The organism is Kocuria sp. CCUG 69068 (assembly GCF_020833785.1).
GTDB classification, from domain to species: domain Bacteria; phylum Actinomycetota; class Actinomycetes; order Actinomycetales; family Micrococcaceae; genus Kocuria; species Kocuria rosea.
The window spans coordinates 2449-6142 of record NZ_PDDL01000151.1 but is presented as its reverse complement, the minus strand read 5'-3'; the positions used below and the strand labels follow the sequence as shown (position 1 = coordinate 6142).

Below are 3694 nucleotides of genomic sequence, written 5' to 3'. Positions count from 1 at the left end.
CGCGCGGCCCGCACCCTCGTGGACCTCTCCCCCAACGTCATGTACCCGGAGGCCGTGGCGGACTACGCCCGCCGGGCCGCCAGGGGCACCAAGGTCTCCGTGACCGTGCTCGCCGAGAAGGAGCTCGCCAAGGGCGGCTACGGGGGGCTCCTGGGGGTGGGACAGGGCTCCGTGCACGGCCCGCGCCTCGTCAAGCTGGAGTACGCCCCGGCGCGCGCCGCGAAGCACTACGCCTACGTGGGCAAGGGCATCACCTTCGACTCCGGCGGCCTCTCCCTCAAGCCCCCGGCCTCGATGATGACCATGAAGTCGGACATGGCCGGCGCCGCCGCCGTGCTCGCGACCGTCCTCACCGCCGCCGAGCTGGGCCTGCCCGTGAAGGTCACGGGGTGGCTGTGCCTGGCCGAGAACCTGCCCTCGTCGACCGCCACCCGCCCCGGCGACGTCATCACCATCCGCGGCGGCCGCACCGTCGAGGTGCTCAACACCGACGCCGAGGGGCGCCTGGTGCTGGCCGACGGTCTCGTGGCCGCGTGCGAGGAGGCCCCGGACGCCGTCGTCGACATCGCCACGCTGACCGGCGCGCAGATGGTGGCCCTCGGCGCACGGACGTTCGGGATCATGGGCGACGAGACGGTGCGCACCGCCGTGGCCGAGGCCGCCCGCGCCGCCGGCGAGGACGGCTGGCCCATGCCGCTGCCCGAGCACCTGCGCCCGTCCCTGGACTCCAAGGTCGCCGACCTCAAGAACATCGGGGACAAGAACGGCGGGATGCTCGTCGCCGGGATCTTCCTGCGCGAGTTCGTCGGCGGCACCGACGGGGCACGGGTGCCCTGGGCGCACGTGGACATCGCCGGCCCCTCCTTCAACGAGGGATCGCCCTACGGCTACACCCCGGCGGAGGGCACCGGCGCGGGCGTGCGCACGCTCGTGCGGCTGCTCGAGGACGCGGCCGCCGACCGCGGCTGAGGTCCCGCGACACCCCTGCGCCGGAGGGAGCGCCCGCCTGGTCGCTCCCTCCGGCGTAGGGCTAAGGTATGTACGAAACGAACCCGTCACGGGACGGGTGCGACCCACCCGGAACGACGTCAACGCGCAAGGGAGCCAAACACGTGGCCGACAACGAATTCGACATCCTCGTCCTCGGCGGAGGGAGTGCCGGCTACGCCGCCGCGCTGCGGGCCGTCCAGCTCGGCTTCACCGTGGCGCTGGTGGAGAAGAACAAGCTCGGGGGCACGTGCCTCCACTGGGGGTGCATCCCGACCAAGGCGTACCTGCACTCCGCCGAGCTGGCCGAGGACGCCCGCGAGAGCTCCAAGTACGGCATCCACACCACGCTGGACTCCATCGACATGGCGGCCGTGCGGGAGTACAAGGACAAGATCGTCGCCGGCAAGTTCAAGGGCCTCACGGGTCTGATGAAGATGCGCAAGATCAAGGTCATCGAGGGCGTCGGCAAGCTCACGGGCGAGAACACCGTCGAGGTCGACGGCACCACCTACACCGGCAAGCACATCGTGCTGGCCTCCGGCTCGATCTCCAAGACCCTGGGCGTCGAGATCGGCGGACGGATCATGACCTCCACCGAGGCGCTGGAGATCGACTTCGTGCCCAAGAGCGCCATCGTCCTCGGCGGCGGCGTGATCGGCTGCGAGTTCGCCTCCATGTGGAAGTCCTTCGGCGTGGACGTCACCGTCATCGAGGGCCTCCCCCACCTGGTCGCCAACGAGGACCCCGCGCTCATCAAGATCCTCGAGCGGGAGTTCAAGAAGCGCGGCATCAAGTCCAGCCTCGGGACCTTCTTCGAGAAGGTCGAGCAGGACGACAACGGGGCGAAGGTCACCCTGGCCGACGGCAAGGTCTTCGAGGCCGACATCGTCCTCGTCGCCGTGGGCCGCGGCCCGAACACCGCCGACATGGGCTACGAGGAGCAGGGCATCCCCATGGACCGCGGCTTCGTCACCCCGAACGAGCGCCTGCACACCGGCGTCGGCAACATCTACGCGATCGGCGACATCGTCCCCGGGGTCCAGCTCGCCCACCGCGGCTACCAGCAGGGGCGGTTCGTGGCCGAGGAGATCGCCGGCCTGAACCCGGCCGTCGTCGACGACGTGAACATCCCCAAGGTCACGTTCACCGAGCCGGAGATCGCCTCGGTCGGCTACACCGAGCCGAAGGCGAAGGAGAAGTTCGGCGAGGACAACGTCGAGGTCGCCGAGTACAACCTCGCCGGCAACGGCAAGAGCTCGATCCTGGGCACCGGCGGCATCATCAAGCTGGTGCGCGAGAAGGACGGGCCGATCATCGGCTTCCACGCCATCGGCAAGCGCATCAGCGAGCAGATCGGCGAGGGCCAGCTCATCGTCAACTGGGAGGCCTACCCCGAGGACGTCGCCGCGTTCGTGCACGCGCACCCCACCCAGAACGAGGCCATCGGCGAGGCCGCCATGGCACTCGCGGGCACGCCGCTGCACGGCTGACCGCGTCGAGGCCCCGCCCCTCCCGGGCGGGGCCTCCCCCACTACCCCGGACCCGGGCCCGGCGCCCGGACCGCACCATCGAAGGCACCGAAAGAGAGACGGTCGGACCATGTCAGAAACCGTAAACCTGCCCGCACTGGGCGAATCCGTGACCGAGGGCACCGTGACCCGGTGGCTCAAGCAGGTCGGTGACGAGGTCGCCGTCGACGAGCCCCTGGTCGAGGTCTCCACCGACAAGGTCGACACCGAGATCCCCTCCCCCGTGGCGGGCGTGATCGAGGAGATCCTCGTCGAGGAGGACGAGGACGTCGAGGTCGGCGCGCCGCTGGTCGTCATCGGTGACGGCTCGGGCTCCGGCTCCGGCGGCGGGTCCGGCCAGGACGAGGCCGCCGCGGACACCTCCGCCGAGGAGGCCGAGGACGCGGCGACCGAGGCCGAGACCCCCGAGGCGACCGACGAGGCCGCCGAGCAGAAGTCCTCCGGCCAGGAGTCCTCCGGTCAGGAGCAGGCCCCGCAGGCCGAGGCCCAGCAGACGGGCGAGGGCAGCGAGATCACCCTGCCCGCCCTGGGCGAGTCCGTGACCGAGGGCACCGTGACCCGGTGGCTCAAGCAGGTCGGTGACGAGGTCGCCGTCGACGAGCCGCTGCTGGAGGTCTCCACCGACAAGGTCGACACCGAGGTCCCCTCCCCCGTGGCCGGGACCCTGCTGGAGATCCGGGTGCAGGAGGACGAGGACGCCGAGGTCGGCCAGGTCCTGGCGGTCATCGGCTCCGGCTCCGCCCCGTCCGGGGACAAGCCCGCCGCGAACACCTCCGCCGAGGAGGCCGAGGACGCGGCGACCGAGGCCGAGACCCCCGAGGCGACCGACGAGGCCGCCGAGCAGAAGTCCTCCGGCCAGGAGTCCTCCGGTCAGGAGCAGGCCCCGCAGGCCGAGGCCCAGCAGACGGGCGAGGGCAGCGAGATCACCCTGCCCGCCCTGGGCGAGTCCGTGACCGAGGGCACCGTGACCCGGTGGCTCAAGCAGGTCGGTGACGAGGTCGCCGTCGACGAGCCGCTGCTGGAGGTCTCCACCGACAAGGTCGACACCGAGGTCCCCTCCCCCGTGGCCGGGACCCTGCTGGAGATCCGGGTGCAGGAGGACGAGGACGCCGAGGTCGGCCAGGTCCTGGCGGTCATCGGCTCCGGCTCCGCCCCGTCCGGGGACAAGCCCGCCG

At 71.3% G+C, this 3694-nt stretch carries 3 protein-coding genes; all 3 read left to right on the top strand.

The features are described from left to right. On the top strand, positions 1–969 hold a 969-nt coding region (locus CRM73_RS17730), incomplete at its 5' end, for a leucyl aminopeptidase (RefSeq protein ID WP_229588641.1). Positions 970–1112: 143 nt separating this feature from the next. Further along, positions 1113–2480, top strand: coding sequence for a dihydrolipoyl dehydrogenase (gene lpdA, locus CRM73_RS17725; protein WP_017834157.1), 1368 nt, complete (start codon positions 1113–1115; stop codon positions 2478–2480). Between the two features lie 109 nt (positions 2481–2589). Further along, a partial coding sequence (locus CRM73_RS17720) for a biotin/lipoyl-containing protein (RefSeq protein WP_305067814.1) occupies positions 2590–3694 on the top strand: 1105 nt, incomplete at its 3' end.